Origin of the sequence: Nostoc commune NIES-4072 (assembly GCF_003113895.1) — a bacterium.
Lineage (GTDB): Bacteria > Cyanobacteriota > Cyanobacteriia > Cyanobacteriales > Nostocaceae > Nostoc > Nostoc commune.
The window spans coordinates 3,054,326-3,078,918 of the sequence record NZ_BDUD01000001.1 but is presented as its reverse complement, the minus strand read 5'-3'; the positions used below and the strand labels follow the sequence as shown (position 1 = coordinate 3,078,918).

General features: G+C 41.2%; 20 protein-coding genes, 1 other RNA gene and 1 pseudogene. 11 read left to right on the top strand and 11 right to left on the bottom strand.

What is annotated here, in order from left to right:
* The first annotated feature begins 21 nt into the window (after nt 1-21).
* The 5 genes from CDC33_RS13665 (at nt 22) to CDC33_RS13645 (ending at nt 4,996) form a co-directional block, all read left to right on the top strand.
* Entirely contained in the window at nt 22-969 is a 948-nt protein-coding gene (locus tag CDC33_RS13665; RefSeq protein ID WP_109008916.1) for a F0F1 ATP synthase subunit gamma, read from the top strand.
* A 103-nt stretch (nt 970-1,072) separates the two neighbouring features.
* Nucleotides 1,073-1,360, top strand: a complete 288-nt coding sequence (locus CDC33_RS13660) for a class I SAM-dependent methyltransferase (RefSeq protein ID WP_109008915.1) — start codon at nt 1,073-1,075, stop codon at nt 1,358-1,360.
* A gap of 44 nt (nt 1,361-1,404) precedes the next feature.
* Nucleotides 1,405-1,794: a transfer-messenger RNA gene (ssrA, locus tag CDC33_RS13655) on the top strand.
* Between the two features lie 529 nt (nt 1,795-2,323).
* Nucleotides 2,324-3,856, top strand: coding sequence for an IS5 family transposase (locus tag CDC33_RS13650; RefSeq protein ID WP_109007337.1), 1,533 nt, complete (start codon nt 2,324-2,326; stop codon nt 3,854-3,856).
* 795 nt (nt 3,857-4,651) lie between these two features.
* Nucleotides 4,652-4,996: a DUF1815 family protein gene (locus CDC33_RS13645; RefSeq protein ID WP_100898754.1), complete on the top strand. Its 345-nt coding sequence runs from the start codon at nt 4,652-4,654 to the stop codon at nt 4,994-4,996.
* Nucleotides 4,997-5,360: 364 nt separating this feature from the next.
* On the opposite strand, the pseudogene CDC33_RS13640 reads toward CDC33_RS13645, so the two are convergent.
* Nucleotides 5,361-5,990: pseudogene (locus tag CDC33_RS13640) on the bottom strand (CHAT domain-containing protein); the annotation flags it as partial.
* Nucleotides 5,896-6,240 (bottom strand): hypothetical protein, encoded by a 345-nt coding sequence (locus CDC33_RS13635; RefSeq protein WP_146195811.1) that lies wholly within the window; start codon nt 6,238-6,240, stop codon nt 5,896-5,898. The gene CDC33_RS13635 and the pseudogene CDC33_RS13640, both read right to left, overlap by 95 nt.
* 120 nt (nt 6,241-6,360) lie before the next feature.
* Here CDC33_RS13635 and CDC33_RS13630 point away from each other — a divergent pair, with 120 nt between their 5' ends.
* Nucleotides 6,361-6,861 carry an acyl-CoA thioesterase gene (locus tag CDC33_RS13630; protein ID WP_109008912.1) on the top strand — a complete coding sequence of 167 codons (501 nt, stop codon included), beginning with the start codon at nt 6,361-6,363 and terminating at the stop codon, nt 6,859-6,861.
* Between the two features lie 276 nt (nt 6,862-7,137).
* On the opposite strand, the gene CDC33_RS13625 is transcribed toward CDC33_RS13630, so the two are convergent.
* Both CDC33_RS13625 and dxr read right to left on the bottom strand, forming a co-directional pair.
* On the bottom strand, nt 7,138-7,335 hold the full coding sequence (locus CDC33_RS13625) for a hypothetical protein (RefSeq protein ID WP_109008911.1): 198 nt from the start codon (nt 7,333-7,335) through the stop codon (nt 7,138-7,140).
* Between the two features lie 405 nt (nt 7,336-7,740).
* Nucleotides 7,741-8,937 carry a 1-deoxy-D-xylulose-5-phosphate reductoisomerase gene (gene dxr / locus CDC33_RS13620; protein WP_109008910.1) on the bottom strand — a complete coding sequence of 399 codons (1,197 nt, stop codon included), beginning with the start codon at nt 8,935-8,937 and terminating at the stop codon, nt 7,741-7,743.
* Nucleotides 8,938-9,160: 223 nt separating this feature from the next.
* On the opposite strand from dxr, the gene CDC33_RS13615 reads away from it, so the two are divergent.
* From CDC33_RS13615 to CDC33_RS13595, 4 genes are all read left to right on the top strand, one after another.
* Nucleotides 9,161-9,415: a hypothetical protein gene (locus CDC33_RS13615; protein ID WP_109008909.1), complete on the top strand. Its 255-nt coding sequence runs from the start codon at nt 9,161-9,163 to the stop codon at nt 9,413-9,415.
* A gap of 270 nt (nt 9,416-9,685) precedes the next feature.
* Nucleotides 9,686-11,089: a 3-isopropylmalate dehydratase large subunit gene (gene leuC / locus CDC33_RS13610; protein ID WP_109008908.1), complete on the top strand. Its 1,404-nt coding sequence runs from the start codon at nt 9,686-9,688 to the stop codon at nt 11,087-11,089.
* Nucleotides 11,090-11,169: 80 nt separating this feature from the next.
* A complete protein-coding gene (leuD, locus tag CDC33_RS13605) occupies nt 11,170-11,778 on the top strand; it encodes a 3-isopropylmalate dehydratase small subunit (protein WP_109008907.1) in 609 nt (202 codons plus the stop codon).
* Between the two features lie 1,139 nt (nt 11,779-12,917).
* Nucleotides 12,918-15,008 carry a beta strand repeat-containing protein gene (locus CDC33_RS13595; protein ID WP_109008905.1) on the top strand — a complete coding sequence of 697 codons (2,091 nt, stop codon included), beginning with the start codon at nt 12,918-12,920 and terminating at the stop codon, nt 15,006-15,008.
* A 364-nt stretch (nt 15,009-15,372) separates the two neighbouring features.
* On the opposite strand, the gene CDC33_RS13590 is transcribed toward CDC33_RS13595, so the two are convergent.
* From CDC33_RS13590 to CDC33_RS13565, 5 genes are all read right to left on the bottom strand, one after another.
* Nucleotides 15,373-18,342: a CHAT domain-containing protein gene (locus tag CDC33_RS13590; RefSeq protein WP_109008904.1), complete on the bottom strand. Its 2,970-nt coding sequence runs from the start codon at nt 18,340-18,342 to the stop codon at nt 15,373-15,375.
* 352 nt (nt 18,343-18,694) lie between these two features.
* Complete coding sequence (locus CDC33_RS13580; RefSeq protein ID WP_181373999.1) at nt 18,695-18,967, bottom strand: hypothetical protein; 273 nt, start codon at nt 18,965-18,967, stop codon at nt 18,695-18,697.
* 118 nt (nt 18,968-19,085) lie between these two features.
* Entirely contained in the window at nt 19,086-20,264 is a 1,179-nt protein-coding gene (locus CDC33_RS13575; protein ID WP_181373844.1) for an RNA-guided endonuclease InsQ/TnpB family protein, read from the bottom strand.
* Nucleotides 20,265-20,305: 41 nt separating this feature from the next.
* A complete protein-coding gene (locus tag CDC33_RS13570) occupies nt 20,306-20,917 on the bottom strand; it encodes an IS607 family transposase (RefSeq protein ID WP_109007710.1) in 612 nt (203 codons plus the stop codon).
* A gap of 53 nt (nt 20,918-20,970) precedes the next feature.
* Entirely contained in the window at nt 20,971-21,270 is a 300-nt protein-coding gene (locus tag CDC33_RS13565) for a hypothetical protein (protein WP_219930030.1), read from the bottom strand.
* A gap of 286 nt (nt 21,271-21,556) precedes the next feature.
* Between CDC33_RS13565 and CDC33_RS13560 the strand changes: the two genes are divergently transcribed.
* The gene (locus tag CDC33_RS13560) at nt 21,557-22,420 is read left to right on the top strand and encodes a hypothetical protein (protein ID WP_109008903.1); all 864 of its coding nucleotides are present in this window, start codon (nt 21,557-21,559) and stop codon (nt 22,418-22,420) included.
* A gap of 3 nt (nt 22,421-22,423) precedes the next feature.
* On the opposite strand, the gene CDC33_RS13555 is transcribed toward CDC33_RS13560, so the two are convergent.
* Both CDC33_RS13555 and CDC33_RS13550 read right to left on the bottom strand, forming a co-directional pair.
* Nucleotides 22,424-23,833: a lysophospholipid acyltransferase family protein gene (locus CDC33_RS13555; protein WP_109008902.1), complete on the bottom strand. Its 1,410-nt coding sequence runs from the start codon at nt 23,831-23,833 to the stop codon at nt 22,424-22,426.
* A 105-nt stretch (nt 23,834-23,938) separates the two neighbouring features.
* Entirely contained in the window at nt 23,939-24,385 is a 447-nt protein-coding gene (locus CDC33_RS13550; RefSeq protein ID WP_109012566.1) for a DUF2127 domain-containing protein, read from the bottom strand.
* Nucleotides 24,386-24,593 lie beyond the last annotated feature (208 nt).

The following is a 24,593-nucleotide window of genomic DNA, read 5'->3' as shown; positions in this document are numbered from 1 at the left end:
CCTAATTCTTGAACACAAATTATGCCCAATCTAAAAGCAATACGCGATCGCATTCAGTCGGTCAAAAACACCAAAAAAATTACAGAAGCCATGCGTCTCGTAGCTGCGGCTAGAGTGCGCCGGGCACAAGAACAAGTGCTAGCGACTCGTCCCTTTGCCGATCGCTTGGCACAAGTATTGTATGGTTTGCAAAGCCGTCTACGGTTTGAAGAAGCAAACCTACCACTACTAAGAAAAAGAGAAGTTAAGTCAGTCGGGTTATTGGTAATTTCAGGCGATCGCGGTCTATGCGGCGGCTACAATAGTAACGTTATCCGTCGTGCAGAAAACCGCGCCAAAGAAATCAAGGCAGAAGGTTTAAACTATCAATTTGTGTTAGTCGGACGCAAAGCTACACAGTACTTTCAACGCCGAGATCAGCCTATTGATGCTACTTATAGCGGCTTAGAGCAAATTCCCACCGCAGCAGAAGCCAATCAGATTGCTGACCAACTACTTTCCTTGTTCCTTTCCGAAGAAGTAGACCGCATCGAATTAATCTACACCAGATTCATTTCATTGGTTAGCTCCCGTCCTGTGATCCAAACCTTACTGCCCCTCGATCCGCAAGGTCTAGAAACAGGCGATGACGAAATCTTCCGCTTGACAACCCGTGGCGGTAAATTTGAAGTCGAACGGGAGAAAGTGGCTAGCCAAGCCCGCCCGTTGGCTCCTGACATGATTTTCGAGCAAGATCCAGTGCAGATTCTCGATTCTTTGTTGCCCCTGTATCTGAGTAACCAGCTATTGCGAGCGCTGCAAGAATCGGCGGCTAGTGAACTAGCAGCCCGGATGACAGCCATGAGTAATGCTAGTGAAAATGCTGGTGAATTGATTAACACCCTCACGCTGTCTTACAACAAAGCCCGACAAGCTGCAATTACCCAAGAACTCCTAGAAGTTGTTGGTGGTGCTGAAGCCCTAACTTAGGTTATAGCTAATTATTTATTTGTAGTGCGTTGTAATATATAGCCAATTGCTAATTATTTTAAGATTAGCAATTGGCTATTTTTAGTATTTGAGGCTTATATAAATGACATTAACGGCATACGGGCCCTTATGTACTGAGGTTTATGAAATAACTAAGCCTATTGATCAAGATTACCCAGATATTCCATACTACATCAAACATCTTTCATCAATTGGTGGCAGAATTTTGGAGGCGATGGTGGGGACGGGACGACTACTCATTCCACTGCTAGAAGCTGGTATCAATGTTGAGGGTATTGATACTTCACCGGATATGCTGAGAGCTTGTCGAAAACACTGTACTGACAGGAATTTAAATCCTGTTTTGCATCAAGAAAATTATTGTCAGTAACACATTTCCAGAATCGCGTATTATAATTGGATTATGAAGCGCATGGGTCCGTCACGGTTTCGACAGGTTGGCGAACGCTGCTCTGTGATTCAGGTCGAGAGTGAGTCTCCTCTCGCAAATCAAAGGCTCAAACAAAAAGTAAATGCGAATAACATCGTTAGCTTTGCTCGTAAGCCTGCTTTAGCAGTTGCCTAAAAACCTCTTATAGGTTCGAGCGTCTTTAGTTTGACTCCGTTAAGGACTGAAGACCAAACCCCAACGGATGCTCTAGTAAGCGTTCTCTGGTTGGCTTGCTAGCTAAGATTAAATCAGAGCATCCTACGTTCGGGATAATGAACGATTCCCGCCTTGAGGATTAGAAAGGCTAAACCTGTGAATGAGCGGGGGGTCAATACCCAATTTGGACAGCAGTTCGACTCTGCTCGGATCCACTAAAAATAATTAACAAGTCCACCAAACAGTTTAATGTTTAGGTGGATTTTGTTTTATAAGAAGAATTCAGAATCCAGTATGTATTCTGTACGACTCCTTGGCGCAGCCTCTTCTCTTTTTAGGTTGCGCCAACGAATCCGCGTCCATTGCGCGTCTGGTAGAACAGTGTCTATCTAAATAATATTAGTTTAAAACCCTACTTCGTCCCCCTACGCGCTCTTCGGGAGGGGAGCGTTTGCGTCAGCAAATGCGGGGTGGGGTTCTTTGTTTTTGATTTATGCAAGAGACTCCATGAGCATTACCATAACAAATGATTATTCAGTTGGGATAAATAATCGAAATATATTATATAGTGAGCATTCAATTTGGCAAAACCAAACTAAGATAGGGGTTGCTGAAAAAAAAGAAAAGGTTACAGTCTCTAGATTATCAGACCAAAGAAAGATATTCAGGTGCAAGAGTTGAGGGTAAAATAACCCAAAATCCTTGCATCACCGTGACTAGCAGGACTAAAGTGTGTCATTAGTAACCATGTACCGAAAGCAGGAGCAAACTACAATCCCACCAGAAAACTTTGAACTTCCGTTTGAAGGAAAATTATCAGAAGATAATCGTTGGGTAATTATGGCTGATTTAATACCGTGGGCGGAATTTGAAGAGGAATATTCTTCATTTTTTTCGGCAGAGATGGGAGCGCCAGCAAAATCATTTCGGGTGGCATTAGGCGCATTAATAATCAAAGAAAAACTAGGAATAAGCGACAGAGAAACAGTAGAACAAATTAAAGAAAACCCTTATCTACAGTACTTCATAGGAATATCATCTTATATTAATGAAGCTCCATTTGATCCATCTATGCTAGTCCATTTTCGTGAAAGAATTAGTGCAGACTTAGTAAACAAAGTAAATCAAGAAACTGTTAAAAGGATGCTAGAGACAACATCTTCGACTTTAGCAACTGAATCAACTGAATCAACTGAATCAACTCAAAAAAAAATAGAAGAATTAGAAAAAGAAGATAACACGCCGAAAAATCGGGGAAAATTAATATTAGATGCGACTTGTGCGCCAGCAGACATCAGCTATCCAACAGATTTCGAGCTATTAAATCAAGCAAGAAAACAGACAGAACGAATAATAGACCTTCTTTATGAACAGATAAAAGGTACATTAGAGAAAAAACCAAGGACTTATCGGGAAATAGCGAGAAAAAACTACTTAGAAGTCGCTAAAAAACGTCGTGTATCCCAAAAAGATAGGAAAAAAGCGATTAAAAAGCAGCTTCAATATATCAAAAGAAACTTATCTCATATTGACCAGCTAATCAGATCGGGAGCAACTCTAGAAAAACTAAGTACTAAACAATATAAAATGTTGCTTGTAGTTGTAGAAGTTTATCGTCAACAACTATGGTTGTATGAAAATAAAAAACAGAGTATTGATGACCGAATCGTTAGTTTAAGCCAACCACATATCCGCCCAATTGTCCGTGGAAAAGCTGGGAAAGCCGTGGAATTTGGGGCAAAATTATCAGCTAGTTATTTTGATGGGTATGTATTTTTAGACCATATTAGTTGGGATAATTTTAATGAATCAGGAGACTTAAAATCACAAGTAGAAGCATATAAAAACTATACTGGCTATTATCCAGAATCGGTTCATGTAGATAAAATTTATCGCACAAGAGAGAATAGAGCTTGGTGCAAAGGAAGAGGTATTATCATGAGTGGTCCTCCTTTGGGAAGACCACCAGCCAATGTTAGTAAAGAAAAAAAGAAACAAGATTTAGAATCTGAGAGAATTCGTAATTGTATTGAAGGAAAATTTGGGCAAGCTAAAAGAAGGTTTAGCCTCAATCGAGTGATGGCGAAACTTTCCCACACTTCTGAAACTGCAATTGCTATTACTTTTCTAGTGATGAATCTTTCTACTCACCTGTCGCGGGTGTTTTATGCTTTTTTATGTCTATTTTTGAAAACTGCACCTTTTTTGCAGTTCCGTATAACTGAAAATTATGATTTTATTAGTTATAAACAAGAAAAGCTTATCTTTGATTTTGCTTGAATAACTAGTCAACCCTTAAGATTGCTTTTTCATACTTTTTCAGCAACCCCTAAGATAAAGAGCTTTCCAAATTTCTGTGCTTTGTTTTATACAACTTTTTTAGAGTAATCCCAAAATATCTGAAAATATTGCCTAAATGGCAACATTGCTCTGCTGACTTCAGGTATTGTCAGTGTTGGGTTTATCCATTGTGGATTCTCTACTCAGACTTATCTATTAATTACATAAAGTTTGTATAAAGAACTATAACTAACCTAGTTGTAGTACTGAATATCAAATTTGCACTGTTATCTGCTCAACTTTATATATACAGGAGGAGCGAATTTGGTATACTAAATTCCTTGTATATACCAAAATCTACGTTAAAAGGAGAACAGAGTAAACATCTAAGCAAAAGAGAGTATAACGATGAAAAACTACGTTATAACCTCTAATAACACTCATTTAGGCTGCAAATCGCCAATAAAAGCGAAATATGTAGCTTTTCTGTAGTTGACTAGTGCTAGATTTAAGTTACTCTTAAAGCGGATCGCTTCTTGTAAGAATCTACCCTGACAGAAGTGTATAAAGATATAGTTAAATTTAGAAATTCTGTCCGAGATTTTTAATTTGCAAACTGAATAGTTTGATACGGCGCTCAAAAATCTGATCCACTACCCTAAACAAGGTAGTCAATTAGCGACTCAATATCATTTGTCTGGTAATTGTATTTAATAGTTTACAATACCAGTGGATGAGAAAATCTAAAGAAAATATAAAAGAAACTCAAATTACTGTGGTGTCTGGAGGACAAAAGTGTTTCTGAGACTAGCACATCAACATCGACAATTCGTCCAAGACTTGGTAATGAACCTGCAAGCCTTGGCGGTTGTATTAGAACGGCGGGGATATCCCGCATCCTGCTACACCTGTGGCGATCAAATGAATAGTGCATCATTTATGGTTAGCCTGGGTGATAACCACCTGATTCGGTTTTTGGTGTCCGATTACGGGATTACTTGGACAGAAATGCGGGATGACCGCGAATTAATGAAGCTAGAAGGTGCAGAGGCGATTAGCCAGTTGGACGATCTGGCTGATCTTGTCAAGCAATCTATGCAAACCGATACAGGCTCTAAAACTCTTGCCAAGAAGTATTAAGGTTGCAAAGGTCGATCGCTTTCTTAGAAATTGATTATCGGTAATTGATAATGGTGGCTTAGTTGGCGATCGCTCCTACCTGTTCTCCATTACCATTAAGTGATTGGCTCGTGGCTGGCCCATCGCATATTTTTTTGTATCTGCCAAAACTTCATGAGCCGGATTCTGAGCCTTTAGCTGGAAGGTTGGTAAAACCCACAAAATAATTAGTAATTACTAATTGATAATTCATAATTAAAAGGCAGGTAAAAAAAGTCTGCAACTATCAAGCAAGCAACCCTGTTTTGTTTGGATCTAAATCTACTTAACATAATGCAATTATGAATTTTTAATGAATTTTCTCGCTGACACATCAGCCAAACAGTTAAAGCCCATTGCCAATCAGAATAAAGGATGCCCAGTAGTACGGGTGATTAAAATTACTAACTGCGGCAACAGGGACATTATGACTTCTTACTTTCGAGTCCCCAGTAATTAATGAGACTTGAGCTTGGCGTAAAGCTTCAGTTTTAGTTAACTTATCGGTGGAGAGGATATTATAAAAAGCACTCATAAGTGCTTGTGTCCCACCATCATCTACAGACCACAATGAGGCGATCGCAGCTTTTACGCCTGTTTGTTGCATCTGATAGCCAAAGCCCAAAATTTCTTCACCGTTACCTAACTTGCCTCCCAAGCCGGTTTCACAGGCGCTCAACACTACCAAATCTACATCGGGGAGTGACCAAGTGGCGACATTTCTAAAGTTAACGCGATCGCCATTCCCGAATAAAATAAACGAATCTTCTGGTTTACCGACGACAAAGGCTGCATGAGTCGCTAAATGGACAATTGTATAATCATCCATTTGGGGTACAGTACCTTTGGGGCTAAAGGCATCGTCTAAAACCTTTGTAGTTTCAGGAACCGCAGCTGCTAGACTTTCTACTTCTTGCATTGCAAAAGGCAATCCAGCGAAAGCAACCTGTCGATTCCCAACTTTGATTTGATAATTCCAAATTTTGCCGCCTAGCTGTACGGCTAATTTGCTCTACCTGTGATTTCACTGAAGGACTATTGATAAATTCGTTAAATTTATCTAGAAGTTGTTGTTGATTTAAGACTAATTTCTCTTTTTCTCCAGAGTCGTACCTTAATTTTGCATTTGTGCTTACTTGATTCTTGTCTGCGTATGCCATCCCAAAACCTAGTAAACTAAGTAGAGTCAAAGTAACAACGCCCACATACCGAAGATTAGGCTGCATAACAAAACACTCCCTATACTCGGAAGGTAAATATTAAATCAATAAGTTCGGCAGTGCAATTAATTTTTATGCTATTCAATAATTTGGAAAATTTATTTATAGGTGCTGAGGAATTTGAAGATGTCAGAAGAAAAACCTAGCCAATCAAAACTACCACCAACCAGCGCTCTTGACAATCCATCAAGTCCTGAATTTGAGAATTGGTTTGAATATCCTGTCAGAGTGCAACCTCACCAAACTGATTATGCCGGTCTTGTCTGGCACGGTTCCTATATAGCTTGGATGGAAGAAGCACGGATTGAATGCTTGCGATCTATAGGGATTGAATTTGCTGATTTAGTCGCTATAGGTTGCGATTTACCAGTAGTAGAACTGTCGGTGCGCTATCACCGTTCAATTAAATTGGGTATGGCAGTGTTGGTAAAAACGCGCATGGCTGAGGTGACTGGTGTACGAATCAATTGGGATTATGCCATTGTCTCAACTGATGGGCAACAATTGTACGCCACTGCCAAGGTAACTTTAGTAGCTTTAGATAGCGAAAGAGGTAAAATTATGCGTCAGTTGCCGGCGAGTGTTAAGGATGCACTGGCTAAAATTTCAGCATTAAATAAAAATTGACCAATAAAAGTTGCAGACACCATTTGCTTCAATGTTGAAAATTTTATCCAGGCTATTTCGTTCTAGACATAAACCGCCCGGAACTTTAGTTCTGGGCTAATAGCCCAAGTCCTCTAAAGACGACTAAAAGCCTTTATTAGTCGTCGTTAGACGACTTTGACTATTAGCCTCAGAATAAATTCTGAGGCGGGCTACGATGAGAATGAAATAGCCCTAAATTTTATCTATTCCTTTTTTGTAATTCACCTTTGTTAACAAAGGTGAATTATTAATTTTTTACTTGCCGTTTTGAAACTGTGATAAAGTTTGCGTAAACTGCATTATGTGATGCCAAATATCTTGTGGGGTAATGCCAAAACTAATGTTTAATAAAATCAGGATTGCGGCAATAGTTAATGCACTACTCAAGGTTGCTTTCAACAACTTCCACAATATTATGAAGATAATCCAAGCTACAATTAACGTAGCAATCATAATGTAGAAATTCCTTAAGAATAGCCCTTATCTGAGAAGGTATTTATTCAGAAAGGGGAAGTTTTTATCGGAAGTAAAAATTATTAGTACTACAGCTATTAGACCTAATTTTGAATAGATACTAAAGCTAATATTTTTTAACTGTACTAATGATATATTAACTGAAAATAAGACAATGATTCAGATAAGATGTAATTTATTTGGCAATTTGGCAGAATTCTTGAAAAAATTTTCTATGGAGATTTTGGTATCAATAATTACAATGTGCAGAGGTTATATTTTTTGAAGGATATGAGAATAGACAAAAATGAATTTAGTTGTTAGCCTTCAGCCTGATGCTAAAGGCTAAACGAGAATTGGTCAAGAGCCAGAAAATCTGCCTTTTGGGTATCTGGGTAAAGGTGTTTATCGCAAAGAAATTATCCGCGAGTGAGTTTCTAACTTTTCAGTCGCTGTTAAAACTTCTTGTCTTGCCCATTTATCTGCTGTCAAAATGTCATCTAAAGAGGGATTAGAACGGTTATCATTTTGATGGCGATCGCACACCCATTCGATACACCGGGGAATATCTAAAAACCGAATTTCTTCTGATAAAAATAAAGCTACAGCTTGCTCATTTGCGGCATTTAACACAGCTGGCATCGAACCACCAGCTTTACCCACAGCATAAGCTAACTGCATACAAGGATACTTTTGGTGATCTGGTTCACGGAAGGTTAAGTTTCCAGCTTTGACTAAATCTAGTCGTTCCCAGTCAGTGTAAATGCGATCGGGCCAAGATAGCGCATACAGCAAAGGTAAGCGCATATCCGGCCAACCGAGTTGGGCTAAAACTGAAGTATCTTGCAGTTCAATCAGTGAGTGAATAATGCTCTGGGGATGAATGACAATTTCGATATCGTCATAATCCAACCCAAACAGGAAGTGAGCCTCAATTACTTCCAATCCTTTATTCATCAAAGTAGCAGAGTCTACTGTGATTTTACGCCCCATCGACCAATTAGGATGCTTGAGGGCGTCAGCAACGGTTACATCTGCTAACTTTTCTACATCCCAGTCTCGGAAAGGCCCACCAGATGCAGTCAGCAAAATTTTCCGCAAGCCTCCCTTTGGTACACCTTGGAGGCATTGAAATATTGCGGAATGTTCGGAATCGGCAGGGAGTAATTTTACACCATGTTTTTCGACTAGGGGTAGAACCACAGGGGCCCCAGCAATCAAGGTTTCTTTGTTCGCTAAGGCAATATCTTTACCAGCTTCAATAGCTGCGATCGTGGGTAGCAAACCAGCACAACCAACGATCCCAGTGACAACGGTTTGAGCATCGCCGTAGCGAGCGACTTCTATCACTCCCGCCTCACCAGCCAGTAAAATAGGTTGGGGATCGAGGTCAATGATAGCTTCTTTGAGCGCTGGTAATTTATCTTCTGAGCAAATGGCTGCTATTTCCGGTCGAAACTGCCGAATTTGAGCAGCCAACATCTCTACATTGTTCCCAGCTGCCAATCCCACAATCCGAAACTGATCTGGGTACTGAGTGACAATATCTAAAGTCTGAGTACCAATAGAACCAGTGGAACCAACAAGAGTAATCGCTTTCACAATTGCTTAAGGATTTACAGACAACTCCCACTATAAATTGCCGGGGACTCTTTAATAACAGGAATCCTTATAATCGATACATTCACGAGGAGGAGGTGAGGGGCAGAAGGAAGGTGCCGGCGTGTCTCTATCTCCTCTTGTCCTCGTCCCTGCGCCAGCCTCAATCCGTTAATTTAAAGGTTTTATAACAGATAAATCTAAAAAAATGGATTAATTATTTGCCATGACAAATAAACAACAAGATATGATAAATCTCCTGAATGAAATGTACTGTAATATAAATTATTCTAGTCCAATAGATTACTTTTTAGATATTGAATTTCTAGATGGTGAAGATTGGGTACATCTGGAGCAAATAGAAGTTGCAAGATTAAATCTTATTCTTAATGGGAGAATTAATGAACTTAAATATACTGAAGATGAGCTTAGGGAATACATACAAAAAGAGCTAAAAGCCCTTTCTATACTTATAGAGTGATAAGTGTAGAAAGCATAAAGATGTCAAATGAGTTCTATATGAGAAAATTTCGCTCTCTGCGATCTATGCGTCTCTGCAATTGGTTAAGAAAGAATAAAACCACAGAGGCGCAAAGAAGCTAGTGCGTTGGGGCGTTCCCCCCGTTGTAGCAACTGGGGCGGCACAGAGAAATAAGAGTGCAAAGGTGTAAGTAATATTTAAGTGAGCTGCAAAAACCTAGACTTTTTTTGATACTATTTAAGACCAGACTCTTGAAATATTTATTGACGTATGAGCAAAGGTACCCTGTTTGATAAAGTTTGGGACTTACACACCGTTGGTACACTTCCCTCAGGACTGACGCAACTATTTATCGGGCTTCACCTAATTCATGAAGTCACCAGTCCCCAAGCCTTTGCTATGTTACGCGAGAGGGGTCTAAAAGTACTGTTTCCAGAACGGACTGTGGCCACAGTCGATCATATTGTGCCTACAGAAAACCAGGCGCGTCCCTTTGCCGATAACTTGGCAGAGGAAATGATCCAGGCGCTTGAAAAGAACTGTCAAGAAAATAACATAACTTTTTACAATATCGGTTCTGGTAGCCAGGGTATAGTTCACGTAATCGCTCCAGAACTTGGGCTGACTCAGCCAGGAATGACGATCGCTTGTGGAGATAGTCATACTTCCAGTCATGGAGCATTTGGTGCGATCGCATTTGGTATTGGTACTAGTCAAGTCCGGGATGTTCTCGCTTCCCAAACCCTGGCCCTCTCCAAACTGAAAGTCCGCAAAATCGCAGTTCACGGTACTCTCAACCCTGGAGTTTACGCCAAAGATGTAATTTTACATATCATCCGCTCACTTGGTGTTAAAGGTGGCGTAGGCTATGCTTACGAATTTGCCGGTACGACATTTGAGCAAATGAATATGGAAGAGAGGATGACTGTCTGCAATATGGCGATCGAAGGCGGTGCTAGATGCGGCTACGTTAATCCCGATCAAGTCACCTACGATTACCTCAAAGGCAGAGATTTTGCACCCATTGATGCAGATTGGGATCAAGCAGTGGCTTGGTGGGAATCCATCAAAAGTGATGCTGATGCCCAGTACGATGATATAGTGCTATTCAACGCTACAGAAATTTCTCCTACCGTTACCTGGGGGATTACTCCCGGTCAAGGTATTGGTGTCAACCAGTCAGTGCCTCAACCGGAAGAACTGCTAGAAGAAGACCGATTTATTGCTGAAGAAGCTTACCGTTATATGGATTTATATCCAGGTCAACCGATCAAGGGTACTAAAATAGATGTCTGCTTTATTGGTAGTTGCACCAACGGCAGAATTACTGATTTGCGAGAAGCGGCAAAAATCGCCAAAGGTCGCCACGTTGCAGAAGGAATCAAAGCCTTTGTTGTCCCAGGTTCTGAAAGGGTGAAAGAAGAAGCGGAAGCTGAAGGACTGGATAAAATCTTTCAGGAAGCCGGATTTGAGTGGCGAGAACCGGGATGTTCTATGTGTCTGGCGATGAACCCCGATAAACTACAAGGAAGACAAATCAGTGCTTCTTCCTCCAACCGCAACTTTAAAGGAAGACAGGGTTCCTCTTCCGGTCGGACATTGTTAATGAGTCCGGCGATGGTCGCCACAGCTGCGATTAAAGGCGAAGTCTCTGATGTGCGCGAGTTGCTGTAATTTTTTGTCATTTGTCATTTGTCATTGGTCATTTGTAGAAATTAACAGGCTGTCATTGAAATGATAGGTAAATAAAGTTTATGGTGAGCGAAGTTAAAACAGTTTCAGGGCGCGGTATACCTTTAGTGGGTAATGATATAGATACTGATCGCATCATTCCCGCGCGATATTTGAAAGCCGTTACCTTTGATGGGTTAGGTGAAGGCGCGTTTATTGATGACCGGACAGCACTTAAAGGTGAACATCCCTTTGACCAACCCCAGTACCAAGGGGCAAATATTTTAATAGTCAATAGAAATTTTGGCTGTGGTTCATCACGGGAACATGCACCCCAAGCGATCGCAAAATGGGGAATCCAAGCTTTAATCGGTGAAAGCTTTGCCGAAATCTTTTTTGGTAACTGTGTGGCAATGGGTATACCTTGTGTGACAGCCGATGCTGTTACTATTAAACAATTACAAGATTTAGTCGCTGCTAATCCCCAAGCCGCCGTAACAGTGAATCTGGAAACCTTGCAAGTACAAATTGGTGATTACACTGCCCCAGTTGCGATCGGTGAAGGGACAAGAAGCACATTTATTTCTGGAACTTGGGACGCTTGCGGTCAGTTGGTAGCCAATGCTGACCAAGTTCGGGTAACAGCAGCAAAATTACCATACGTAGGTTGGGGCAATTTTGCTGCAAGTTAAGATTTCCTCATTCTCTGGTTATCAGCCAAGGAATAAGGAAATTGTGTTGATTGCATCAAGAGTTTCTTTAGCTTCGGAGAGGGTTTCCCCCATGAGCAACTGGCGCACGAATTCCATTCGCTAGGGCAAACGTGTTTTTACACTCATTGAAATGCTCCCCAGCGTGATTGCGTCGTTGATATCAGGTTCAGTTAAACACTTATAATACCTGTAGGTTGGGTTGAGGAACGAAACCCAACATTTGATCCTTGTTCATGTTGGGTTTCACTGCCGTTCAACCCAACCTACATTGATAGATTTTATTATAAGTAATCACCCGAACTTGATATGATAAGCTTGCTCAAGGTTTTCAACCTTCATTATTTGAGTAAACCGCTCATCTGACTCCATCAAATAGTGCTGTTCTTCAACCCAACCTTTCTGGGATTTGTTGCTTAACCCAACTTGCAGTTTTTCTTAACTAAACTATATTATTTTATTAACTTATAGGTGCTGTGCAACGATAAAATCGTGCGTTCATTAGCCCTACGCTTCACCTCCACTGAAATTAACTCTAGAACGGAAATATTCAATCAGATTAAAGTATTATATTTTACTCGTTAGATAAATACTTATATTTAAGACTAAATGCAAAAATCCATGCTTTAGCCTTCAGTAAAAACCCTTGGTTATTAATAGCATGGTTCGATTAGCCATAGCTACTTTTAAGTCGTAAAATTTTAAATATTTAGATAAAACCTCACTATATTTGACAGGTAAATACTCGCTTATTAATACTGACAAAAAAAATAAATTTGTCATTAAAGCCACAACATAAGCACGGGTTTGCATTTAGTTATCATTTGTTGTTTTAACTTTATTTAAAGTTATATAATCGGCTGAAAGCTTCTTTGTAAAGGTATTTACGAGCGATATACTATCTTACTTATAAAAAATTGCAAATTTCATAGTGAAGAGGTTCTCTAAAAATAAATATTTTGCATAATAAAATAAGAACGGATCTTTGATTAATACTTAGCGGCTAAAAACTATAAGTTTTGTAGCTCGTAGACAAAAACTAGTACTTTCATACTTTTCTTAGAAATGAAGTACTAGTAACTCATTGTTTGCTTAAAAACTAAGAATCAAGAGGATTAATCATGGCAGTAACTTGGAGTCCATTCTCACGGCCAACTAATGGAGCAGATACAGGTACTAGTGATACTGCTTCTGATAACTTCAGTGGTTTTGGTGGAAATGACACCCTAATTGGTGGCGCTGGAGATGACACCCTTAATGGTGGCGCTGGTAGTGACTTGCTACTAGGTGGCGATGGGATTGACTTGCTAGCCGGTGAGGGCGGAAGCGATACCATAATAGGCGATCGCGGCAATGATATCTTCATTGGTGGAGCCGGCGATGACCGACTCATTTGGAACAACGGTGACGGTAGCGATAGAATTAGCGGTAACGCTGGCGATGATGTGGTTGAGGTCAACGGCGCAGGAGGTGCGGGAGACACCTTCCGTCTAGAACAAGATGCTCAAGGCAGAGCAATCTTTGATCGGCTTAACCTAGTTCCTTTCACCTTGACTGTAGACACCGCAGAAAGCTTTGAAGTCAATGGTGCCGGAGGCGATGACATCTTTGATGTTAACGACTTGACACAAACTAGTATAAGTGCAGTCAGCTTTACAGGCGGTGGTGGCAATGACTCCCTTGATGGTAGCGGCACATCTACACCTTTAACTGGCTCTGGTAATGTTGGAAATGACACCCTAATTGGTGGCGCTGGAGATGACACCCTTAATGGTGGCGCTGATAGTGACTTGCTACGAGGTGGCGATGGGATCGACTTGCTAGCCGGTGGGGGCGGAAGCGATACCATAATAGGCGATCGCGGCAATGATATCTTCATTGGTGGAGCCGGCGATGACCGACTCATTTGGAACAACGGTGACGGTAGCGATAGAATTAGCGGTAACGCTGGCGATGATGTGGTTGAGGTCAACGGCGCAGGAGGTGCGGGAGACACCTTCCGTCTAGAACAAGATGCTCAAGGCAGAGCAATCTTTGATCGGCTTAACCTAGTTCCTTTCACCTTGACTGTAGACACCGCAGAAAGCTTTGAAGTCAATGGTGCCGGAGGCGATGACATCTTTGATGTTAACGACTTGACACAAACTAGTATAAGTGCAGTCAGCTTTACAGGCGGTGGTGGCAATGACTCCCTTGATGGTAGCGGCACATCTACACCTTTAACTGGCTCTGGTAATGTTGGAAATGACACCCTAATTGGTGGCGCTGGAGATGACACCCTTAATGGTGGCGCTGATAGTGACTTGCTACGAGGTGGCGATGGGATCGACTTGCTAGCCGGTGGGGGCGGAAGCGATACCATAATAGGCGATCGCGGCAATGATATCTTCATTGGTGGATCTGGCAACGACCGACTGATCTGGAACAACGGTGACGGTAGCGATAGAATTAGCGGTAACGCTGATGATGATGTGGTTGAGGTCAACGGCGCAGCAGGTGCGGGAGACACCTTCCGTCTAGAACAAGATGCTCAAGGCAGAGCAATCTTTGATCGGCTTAACCTAGTTCCTTTCACTCTGACTGTAGACACCGCAGAGAGCTTTGAAGTCAATGGTGGCGGAGGCGATGACATCTTTGATGTTAACGACTTGACAGAAACTAGTATAAGTGCGGTCAGTTTTACAGGCGGTGCTGGCAATGACTTCCTTGATGGTAGTGACACATCTACACCGTTAAGCGGCTTTGGTGGTAACGGTAGTGACACCCTTTATGGTGGCGCTGGCGATGACAGCCTCTATGGTGATGCTGGTAATGACTTCTTAAGAGGTGGCAATGGTAATGATCTCCTGACAGGGGGTGGTGGTAGCGATCGCTTCGTGTTCAACTCAGGCGCTCAGTACAATAATGCTGCTCTAGGTGTAGATAAAATTGCTGATTTCAACCGTGCTTCTGATAGAATTGTCCTGGATCAGACAACTTTCCTTGGACTCAACAATCTATCTGATATTCAGATAGTTGCTAATGATGCAGCAGCTGCAACTAGCTTTAGACTCATTACTTACAGTCTTGGAACTGGCAATTTGTTCTTCAACCCAAACTTGAGATCACCAGGCTTTGGGACAGGTGGACTGTTTGCCAACATTGATAACGATAACAATCCATTCACAGCAGCGCCAGTATTGGCAGCTACGAACTTTGAGATTGTTGGGTAATCATACAGAATCTAAACATGTCTGCAAGCTTGGAGCTAGATCCCAATAACCGCAATCATCAGCATTGCTAATTAGGGATAATGAATCCTCCTTGTACTTCAAGTACTGGGAGGATTCTAATTTATCTTTTGGATTTTGAGGATTTTAAACCTAGCTACTACAGAATCATAGAAATTTCTTATCTAATAAAAATTAACATTTTGATTAAGTTGTGTTGATTTTACGCGAATAATTCTCAACTATTTTACCAATTTCTTCTGTTTGAGGGGTTGACTAAAAACAGTCACTTTTGATATCCTCAAATTACTCGATAAGATTAGCACCAAGTTTAACTTTTTTCACTTTTTAATAATTACGAATTACTTTAACGTGCATCGCCAATCAAGACAAATGGCGACCAATAAAAAGGATGACGATGGTCTGCAATTAGCTTTAACTTAGCTTGTTGCAAAGCTTCCCCTTTAGTCATACCCTGCTTGAGATTCTGATAAAAATCAATCATCAATAGCTGAGTTGCTTGATCATCAACCGCCCACAAACTTGCCATCACTGCTTTAGCACCAGCCCGCTCAAATATATAAGCAACACCTGCAATTCCTGCGTCATTCAAATTAGGATCTACAGCAGTTTGACAGGCACTGAGAGTAATTAATTGTGTGCCTTGTAAACCTAAAAGAGCAGCATTAGCAATATCTAAAGGTTTGTCAGCAAATAGTAACGTATTATTTTTTAACTTGACTTTTTTGCAATCTTCAGTTTGAAAGCAGCCGTGAGTTGCTAAGTGCAAAAAGGAAAAGCGCAATGCTTGGGATCTAAAGTTTTCCAAGGTAGCTTTTTTATTAATATAAACTTCACTATCTGGCAGTATTTCTTTAATCTTTCTGACTTCTGCTTCTGCACCTGGGAGATTTTGCGGCTCACTGGTTACTGGATTACCAAATGCTAAAACAGCTAGTTGTTTGCGAGGGATGGCATTTTGCATACCTAGAGACTGTAAGGAATTATTGGAAATGCGAGTCAGATAGTTTACAGGATATTTTTGGATCAGAAATTGCTTAGTTTTATTGTCGTAAAGAGTCTCAAAAGGTAAATGGCGCAGTTGACCAGTAGCAATAATACTCAGTTGTTTAGGTGATAAAGCTTTAATCTCGCCTTCTATAGGGCGAATGAGAATATCATAAAGTTCGCCGCCGGTTTGAAAGTAATCAGAATCACTATCGTCTTGTACCTGTTTTAAGTAATCGGTAATAAGTTTATTAAGCTTAGTGGGTTCAATAGATTTTTTAATAACACTAAAATGACCTTTGGTGAAGATAAAAAAGGCAACATTATTAGGCATATCTGCCACATTAGTTAGCAAAACAGGTTGAACTACAACTGTTCCTGCTGGGATAGAGGATGTAAGATTTTTAATATCTACGGGTGTAGTTTCCAATAGTTCTGCCACTTCAGGAAAACGGTAGGATATATTTTCGGCTTCTAAATAAACTTCTGCTTCTAATTGCCGAATCTTTTGGGGTAGGCTTTCGGAGCGATCGCTTTGCAGTTGTTGTCGCAGTGCTTCCAATTGCTGATTTTTTTTACTCCAGTCATCAAGGCTCTGCTGTGCTTCTGGGTTGGCAACTTTGGCATTAATCAGGCGAGTATAATCAGCAAGATCGGCTGTGGTGAATAGGTTAACCCATTCAAAAGCTTGAGCATATTTTTTTTGATTAATCAGGACATTGACTAAAGCAGCAGCATTTCCACCGTTTTGCTGTAAAAACTTTTGGCGATTTTCCCGTTGCAAACCCCGGCGCATTTCTAAGCTTATTTGAAGAGATTGCTGCAAATTAGTAATGGCTTCTGTTGGTCGATTTGTCTCTTGGAAGAGTACACCAATATTACCCAAGCTGACAGCAACACCTTTGCGATCGCCCACAGCACGTATAAGGGACAAAGCTTGGTTGTAGAATGAGAGTGCTTTTTGCTTTTCTCCTAATATGTCGTAGGCTGAACCGATGTTATTAAGGGTAGCAGCAACGCCTGCGCGATCGCCCACAGCACGCAAAAGGGGCAAAGCTTGGTTGTAAAAATCGAGTGCATTTTGCTTTTCTCCTAAATCGTCGTAGACTGCACCGATGTTATTGAGTGTGAAAGCTTCACCAAAGCGATCGCCCACAGCACGCGAAAGGGGCAAAGCTTGGTTGTAAAAATCGAGTGCATTTTGCTTTTCTCCTAAAGTGTCGTATACTGCACCAATGTTATTGAGTGTGCGAGCCTCACCAGAGTGATCGCCTACAGCACGCAAAAGGGGCAAAGCTTGGTTGTAGAATAAGAGTGCTTTTTGCTTTTGTCCTAAATCGTCGTAGACTCCACCAATGTTATTGAGTGTGACAGCAACGCGTCCGCCATCGCCCACAGCACGTATAAGGGACAGAGTTTGGTTGTAGAATGAGAGTGCATTTTGCTTTTCTCCTAAAGCGTTGTAGACTAGACCAATGTTATTGAGGGTAGCAGCTTCATTAGAGCGATCGCCCACAGCACGAGATAGGGGCAGAGCTTGGTTATAGAAATCGAGTGCTTTTTGCCTTTCTCCTAATTCATAGTACGCTAGACCGATATTATTGAGTATAGTGGCTTCACCTGCCTTGTCGCCTATAGCCCGTCTTAGGGGCAGAGCTTGGTTGTAAAATTCGAGTGCATTTTGCTTTTCTCCTAAAGCGGAGTAGACTGCACCGATGCTATTGAGTGTAGTGGCTTCACCTGCCTTGTCGCCCACAGCCCTCAATATGGGAAGAGCTTGGTTGTAAAATTTGAGTGCATTTTGCTTTTCTCCTAAAGCGGAGTAGACTATACCGATATTATTGAGTGTAGCGGCTTCACCTGCCTTGTCGCCCACAGCCCGCAATATGGGAAGAGCTTGGTTGTAAAATTCGAGTGCTTTTTGCTTTTCTCCTAAAGCGGAGTAGACTATACCGATATTATTGAGTGTAGTGGCTTCACCTGCCTTGTCGCCCACAGCACGCCAAATCGGCAGAGCTTGGTTATAGAAATCGAGTGCTTTTTGCTTTTCTCCTAAAGCGTTGTAGTTAAACCCAAGTCCAAGCAGTGCGGTTGCTTCATGTTTCTGGTCTTTGAGTTCTCGCGCAATGGTTAAAGCTTGCTGTAATATTTGTATTGCCTTTTGGTACTCCTGTTGCTGTGTCAGTTTTGCCCCTTGCTCTAGCAGTCTTTCTGCTTCTTGGGCTTGCGAGTTTTGAGTCTGTCCCCAGGTGGGTTGAGCCATCAGTATTACTGTTAAAGGCGTTAGACAAACACCCAAAGCCAAAAAACTGCTGATAAATTTTTTCATAAAATAACAGGTAGCTGTTTTTCATTGGGTTTTGTGATTATCAACATCGTGATGTTTGTCAGAAATGTCGCAATGTTTCGTATTAATATCGTGATGTTTGTCAGAAATGTCGCAATGTTTCGTATTAATATCGTGATGTTTGTCAGAAATGTCGCAATGTTTCGTATTAATATCATGATGTTTGTCAGGAATGTCGCAATGTTTCGTATTAATATCGTGATGTTTGTCAGAAATATCGCAATGTTTGTGAGGAACATCCCAATGTTTCTTGTTAATATTGTGTTTTTCGTTAGAAACGTCAAAAAGCTTAGGGGCATAGATATTACGTCCCTACAGATGAATTGATTCAGGCTCAATAAGGTGTTGCCAGAATAGTAATTGTTCTTTGTGGCGAATTGAACTGGATTTCATCTACTACATATTGCCGATTTTTCGCTACTGACTGAATACCCCGCAACTGTGCTGGGGAAACTACAGGTGGTTTGAGCTTCACCACCGCTTGACCCTGAGTAGAATTTTTTACGGTAAAATTATTTATAGGTATACCACTCCAAGTTACTAGTTTACCTGTAGGACGATCACGCTCACCCCGAATAATTGGACTTTTATTACTTCTGTAAGCCAATGCCTGCTTTAAAAAACTTACTCAAACCTACTTAACCTTAATTAAATAGACTTAATGTTTTCTTCCTGCTTCAACCAAGGTAGTCGGCTACTTCTTGTCCACAGGCGTTAAGTTTGGGTCAAGCCAACCCTACTTTGCTTAAAGGTGCATCCCTCAAATTAATTGAGGCGTTCTCATCACGATCTTGAATATTGCCGCATCCACCACATCTATAAACACGCTCACTCAGTCCCATCGGTTGAATGTGGTGGCACTTGGAACACATCTTCGAGGACGGATACCATCTATCAACCAACTCAACCCTAGTCGCGTAAAAAGGTTGCTTGTAAGTCAACTGTCTACGAATTTCGTAAAAACAGTTATTACTCACAGCGCTGGCTAGTTTATGGTTAGCAATCATGCCTGATACATTCAGATCCTCGATCCTAATGACAGCAGCTTTACGACTTATGTCAGTGGTCATTTTTTGAGTGGCATCTTGCCGAATGTTGGCAACATGAGCGTGTTGTGTTGCCAGTCGGACATAATATCGTTTCGCTTTATTTGATGCTTTGATTTTCAGCTTCTTATTGCCAAGGACTTTATTACGATTTCGCCACTGCAATTTCCCAAGCTTGATTTTCGCCTTTTTGGTAGTGACAGGCATATCGTAAAAAGTACCGTCAGAACAAGTTGCTAAGACTTTCACTCCTAAGTCAACACCAATCTTTTTAATTGGGTGAATTATTGGTGGAATCTTCTCGGCATCCAACACAAACGCAACGAACCATCTATCTGCGGTTCTAGAAACAGTAAATGTCTGGGAACTACAGATAAAATCAATTCGTTCTTTTAATCTAAGTTCCTTTAGTCCGGGTAACTTTATAATCTTTCCAGCATTTATTACAACTCGGTTAGTAAATGGCAGTGCTGGTTTACCTTTTTCGAGATATATGCCAGCAGTTTTGTAAACACTAAAGGAGTCACCTTTTTTCTTGGACTTCTTCTTTGGGAAATCTCCTAACCCTTTACGCCACTTCGAAAAAGCATCCTTCAAGTCAATAAATGCTGACTGATACACTGTGGACGGATACTCTCTCATCCACGCATATTCAGGCTTTTGCATTGTAACTTGAGTTAGAACTTTCTTGATAGCATCAATGCGTTTGGAGTCAGAAGCTTTTACGTCTTCAAAACTCCAAGATGCAGTTAGCAGTTCTAATCCATAGTTGTAAACAAACCGCTTAAAGCCAGCATTGCCACGCATCAAGGAGGTTTCAACCTTATTTAGTTTTAATTCTCGCTTGATAGCAAACATAGCTAAACTTTTGCAAACTTATTTACTTAAATAAGTATATCCTACTTTGAACAAGGATCGACACCTTGAGCAATTAACTTTACTTTTTGCTTATATTTGCGTAATCCGTATAAACGACTGGAAAAGCAATGCACGATTGACAACAAATCTTGAACCAGTTCTTCATGGGGCGATAATGCTTCACTGTTAGCTACTACAACAGTTCCGCCTCCCCAGACAATAATTTGTTCTACCAAGTCAAAACCGAAGCGGCATAGCCTATCTTTGTGGGCTACATAGACCGATTTAACTTCTCCTTGAATTGCCCACTGAATAATTTGGAGAAACTTTTTGCGCTTAAAGTTAAGTCCACCGCCTATTTCTTCGATTCTGTCAGTGACTACTACGCCATTAGCAACACAAAACCCATCCATAGATTCAACTTGACTAAGCAGATCATCTTTTTGCCCATGTGATGAAACACGGCAATAGATAATTATTCTTGTTGGAAATTTGCCGGACTTCAGGTTTCGAGCTAGTGCTAAGTGTGATTCTGTGTAAATTCTTTGATTGCCTAGCGTCCTTTCCGGGGTTAGTTTCCCTTCTGTCTCCCACCGCCTTAACGTCGATGAAGAGACACCAATTAATCCGCCAAACTCTGCAACCTTCCACATAAACTTGTCTAAAATACCTAAATATAGATAAGTTTAGCAAAGTTTTCTGCTATTTAGTTTAACTCTTCCTTGAAAACTACTCTTGCAATTTGGCTCAGGGGAATTGTGGCAGTTTTACCACTACGCTGAATTGATAGTGCTTCTCCTTGTGCATCAATCCCTGTTATCTGGCCACTATTTGACTCACCCCGTTTAAGGATGACCTCTGCTAACTCTGGTAACGCTACTGCAAGTTCTAATTCATCTGCGTTAACTGGTGTCTGTGCCAACAATAAATTTCTCGTCTTGACATCCTGGCTAATTACAGCTTGAATGTTTCCTGCGATCGCTGCTGCCATTACTAGGATTGCCACAACCCATCCCTGGAAAAAAGCTTTCATGGCTTTAACAGTATATTTGACTATGTTTAAGTTTCTCATTAAACTTCAAAGGCGTATACCAAATTTCCATACAATCAATCACTAAAATCAACTGATTATTTACTTATAACAGTTTGCAGTTGAGTGGAATACAGACCTAACCCCCAACCCCTTCCCTACAAGGGAAGGGGAGTAGATTCAAAGCCTCTCTCCTCTTAGGAGAGAGGAATGGAAGTGAGGTCAAAATATATTTGTTTCCCTTATATCGCTCATCTCCCCTATGACCCAAACCCCCAACCAAGAAAGCAATATTTTAGGTAAATTCACAAGTGTACTTGGCTTGCTGGGTGCGGCGCTTTTCTTTGCAGGTTGGATTTACCGTTGGTCATATTTCTACTTTTTTCAGCTAGAAGTCAATACTCTCGATTTACCTGCACAGTCTTTTCTCATAGTTCCCCTACAAATATTTTTCGGAGATGGTTGGACAATATGCAAAAGTGCGATCGCTTTTTTTCTAGCTGCGATCGCAATTCAAGCTACATTATGGTTAATTAAAATCATCAGCGATACGGTAGTCTCTGCAAACCAATTGTTACTGAGTCGCATCAACTCTGCAACTCAACGCAAAAGCTCATGGACAGCTAAACGGCTTAAATCTCTAGCTGAATTTAGTTCTGGGCAACTGCGCTCAGTTGATTTTCTGCGATCGCTAGTCAATGAAATAGTCATAGTATCCTGGGTATTAATTGTGATATTTTGGTTAGCTCGTTGGCAAGGCATTGCAGATGCACGACGAGACGCTGGTCAAAACTCCACTTTACCTGTTGTAGCTTTAATTACACCGGAAGAAAAGTTTGCTGTGGGACGCAAACTTGATGATATATTTGCCGACCCTTCATTAAAAGGTTATCGCATTATTGGCGATCGAGGTCTATTCGATGACTTGCGAGGCAGAGAAGATAATGATCTCAGCAATCCAAAGCAGCCGAGAGTCTGGCGCTTACTCTTAGAACGTGGCGGCTGGATTTATTTGTTTCGAGCATTGCCCCCAAATGCAAAATCTAATGAGCTACCGTCAGTTTTGGCGATTCAAGAAAGTGATAAGGGACATATCATAATTCGCAGTCCAGAAATTTCTAAATAGCTTTCAATATTTAATCAACTTCTCTAAAGCGATTTGCAAATCTTTTGTCAAATCGCTCACACCTTGTCTAGCCGCCAAGCGATCGCCCTGACAATTTTTCCAGCGTTCGGTTACTGAAATTGGCTCCCCTACAGTGATTTGTGCCTCTCGCAAACCTAACCGAGGTCGCCCCGGAAGTGTTGTATCCTGAATTCTAGAAAGCATATCGTATACAAGCAAAGCTGTTTCTGCAAACCGTTCTGCCGTCGGTTGTTCCTGAATATAAGTAGCTGTGACTGCAACAAAACTTTCCACTATCCGCATGTGGCGCATTCGCAAGTCAGCTTCTTGAGCAATCCAGTCTGCCAAACCGCGTTTAAAGGGTGGTAAAGCATTAATATCTGGCAAATCTTCCCGATAAATGTAATTCCAGCCAGCCTCTTCTAAGCGGCGACAGCGATCAATGGGATTCCCCTGTGCTTGAACTCCAAAATATTGCTCGGCAACTTGTAAAGCCTTATCCAGTAACCGATGAAGCCGAGCAACCAATACCTGATTATGACTAGCAGATTCATCAATTGAGATGGTTTTTGGGATGTCTTGATGATAGAAGCGACGATAAAATTCTTCCATCTCGGTAATCAGATATTCAGCCAACCTACAGAGGCGTTGATAGTAAATATCTTCGCTCTCCCCCTGCTGAATTTCCATTGGCGATAAACCACTATCAGCTTCTAACTTACTTAAGAGCCAATCCAGTTTAGACCAAGGTGGCTCAACGTAGCGATATTGGATAGCGATCGGCACAATAATTACAGTCTCAGTCCGATTAGCTTTTTGCAAGTCTTCTACACACCAGAACCCCATTTGAGCAACACCAGGTTCTAAGGGGCTAACAATACCACTATGACCATTAGTACCGCCTTCTGGAGCCACTGCGATCGGTATTTTGCCATTAGTAAATAACTCCCGTGCTGTTTGAATAGCTTGGCGATCTAGTCGCCTTCCGCGATGAACCGGCACACCTCCTAACCGGGAAAACAACCAACCCAGCCACTTTCCAGCCCAAACCGTCATACCGCGATCGTAGAGAAAATAGCTGTGAACAAGCGATCGCAGTGTAATACCTTTCTGACGAGCAACCTGTGGCACAATGCGGGAAAGCAAATACAGCATACACAGGGGATCTTCCACCTCTGGGTGGCGAAATGCCAGCAAAAAGCGAATTTTTCCAGCCTGGAATTGTTGATAAAGTTCAGCTAATACCTCAACATTCTTGGCTTCAACACGGACAATACCAGCCGTTAGCCAAGGACGAGTGCGAAACCGTAGTGCGATCGGCAGTAACCACCGAACAATCTGGAGTACCAACGGGTTCAACCGTTGAGGAATAAATTTTAGTGGTGGTTGAGTAGACTGAATCGATCTAGGCAAGTCGCTCTCCAGATTGTATTTCTAGCGATTGTACAACGTGGGATATTGGTTTTGCGTCAACCCAAAGATTAAGTCTATGCGCCAGAAGCCACTTGTTGATAAAAATTAGTTTTGATGTTTAGGAAAATTTCGGAATAAATAGACCAATACTGCTAAATTCAATACAAGAATCAATACTTTTATAAGAGAAATCCCCTGAATTAATTCATAAATCTCTGGTGGAATACTGATACCGACAAGTCCCAACACCAAGACATGTGCCCAACGCTTTTCGTACCATAAACCAACGGCTTCAATACTAGTAACAATAGCATAGACTCCTGTTCCAATACCGCTAAATGCCAAAGTTCGGGGATTTAAATTGAGAACTTTCTTTAAAAGCCAATCAATAATTATCGATTTACCTTCTAAAACATAGTTTTCTGAAAATACCTCTAGAGCTTGATAATTTTTTAATGTCAATAATAAAGCGATCGAAGTAACCATAAGCAGCAATGCGGCAAATGATTTGTAGAGAACAATTGCCACTAATCCCAATGGACGCTTTTGCAAACAACCTCCTAAGTAGATAAATTCCAAATTTTAATTAACTGGCTCTGAATGATCCAAACTTAAACGCGAGCATCCTAATTTTGCAAGAACATGAATGCATACTAAAAAACTCGATTCTAGGTAAAATTGTACTACTTTGCCCCTAGTGTCAGCTATGCTATACTTACTGCTGATTGTAGAGATACTGATAAACGACAAAGAGATAAAT

What these genes read in the sequence shown, in the direction of transcription:
- CDC33_RS13560 (WP_109008903.1), top strand. Translation starts at nt 21,557, where the DNA reads ATGACCCAAACCCCCAACCAAGAAAGCAATATTTTAGGTAAATTCACA.
- CDC33_RS13630 (WP_109008912.1), top strand. Translation starts at nt 6,361, where the DNA reads ATGTCAGAAGAAAAACCTAGCCAATCAAAACTACCACCAACCAGCGCT.
- CDC33_RS13570 (WP_109007710.1), bottom strand. Translation starts at nt 20,917, where the DNA reads ATGTGGAAGGTTGCAGAGTTTGGCGGATTAATTGGTGTCTCTTCATCG.
- leuD (WP_109008907.1), top strand. Translation starts at nt 11,170, where the DNA reads ATGGTGAGCGAAGTTAAAACAGTTTCAGGGCGCGGTATACCTTTAGTG.
- CDC33_RS13590 (WP_109008904.1), bottom strand. Translation starts at nt 18,342, where the DNA reads ATGAAAAAATTTATCAGCAGTTTTTTGGCTTTGGGTGTTTGTCTAACG.
- CDC33_RS13650 (WP_109007337.1), top strand. Translation starts at nt 2,324, where the DNA reads ATGTACCGAAAGCAGGAGCAAACTACAATCCCACCAGAAAACTTTGAA.
- CDC33_RS13615 (WP_109008909.1), top strand. Translation starts at nt 9,161, where the DNA reads ATGACAAATAAACAACAAGATATGATAAATCTCCTGAATGAAATGTAC.
- CDC33_RS13595 (WP_109008905.1), top strand. Translation starts at nt 12,918, where the DNA reads ATGGCAGTAACTTGGAGTCCATTCTCACGGCCAACTAATGGAGCAGAT.
- CDC33_RS13635 (WP_146195811.1), bottom strand. Translation starts at nt 6,240, where the DNA reads ATGCAGCCTAATCTTCGGTATGTGGGCGTTGTTACTTTGACTCTACTT.
- CDC33_RS13625 (WP_109008911.1), bottom strand. Translation starts at nt 7,335, where the DNA reads ATGATTGCTACGTTAATTGTAGCTTGGATTATCTTCATAATATTGTGG.
- CDC33_RS13660 (WP_109008915.1), top strand. Translation starts at nt 1,073, where the DNA reads ATGACATTAACGGCATACGGGCCCTTATGTACTGAGGTTTATGAAATA.
- leuC (WP_109008908.1), top strand. Translation starts at nt 9,686, where the DNA reads ATGAGCAAAGGTACCCTGTTTGATAAAGTTTGGGACTTACACACCGTT.
- CDC33_RS13575 (WP_181373844.1), bottom strand. Translation starts at nt 20,264, where the DNA reads ATGTTTGCTATCAAGCGAGAATTAAAACTAAATAAGGTTGAAACCTCC.
- CDC33_RS13665 (WP_109008916.1), top strand. Translation starts at nt 22, where the DNA reads ATGCCCAATCTAAAAGCAATACGCGATCGCATTCAGTCGGTCAAAAAC.